This window comes from Acetomicrobium sp. S15 = DSM 107314 (assembly GCF_016125955.1).
Taxonomy (GTDB): domain Bacteria; phylum Synergistota; class Synergistia; order Synergistales; family Thermosynergistaceae; genus Thermosynergistes; species Thermosynergistes pyruvativorans.
The window spans coordinates 1-455 of the sequence record NZ_JADEVE010000137.1 but is presented as its reverse complement, the minus strand read 5'-3'; the positions used below and the strand labels follow the sequence as shown (position 1 = coordinate 455).

Genomic DNA, 455 nt, shown 5'->3' with positions numbered 1-455 from the left:
CTCCTCCGGCGCGATCTCCACCCAGATCTCGTCGCCGATCTTCGCGTCGTCGTGTCCGAGGCGCCTGGCGGCTTCCAAAGAAATCTCAGGAGCGTTTTCGCTCGGCTGCTCCACAACCTTTCGCAGCTCAGAAGCGCGCACCCTTCTCCCCGTGGCGATCAGTATGATCCGCTCTGCGATGTTGGTGACATGGTCCCCGGCGCGCTCAAGTGTCCTCGCCACAAAGAGGAGATCGTGCGTGGAGGCGACAACAATGAGTGACGGCGGGCTCCTCGCCCTCTTGCGAACCGCCACGCCCTCCCAGCGCGAGGCGATCACTTCAAACAAGCACTTCATAGCGGTGAGCGCAATCTGGGGACAGGCTTGGTGCGCTCGCAGCTTTATGGTGCCCTCGCTTCTGTCTGCGGGAACTCTGCCGAAGTGGGTGAGGTGACGGGGAACTTCCTCATCGGCTA

1 protein-coding gene is annotated in these 455 nt (G+C 62.0%); it reads right to left on the bottom strand.

The features are described from left to right. On the bottom strand, positions 1-455 hold a 455-nt coding region (locus EZM41_RS03445), incomplete at both ends, for a PhoU domain-containing protein (protein WP_274704700.1).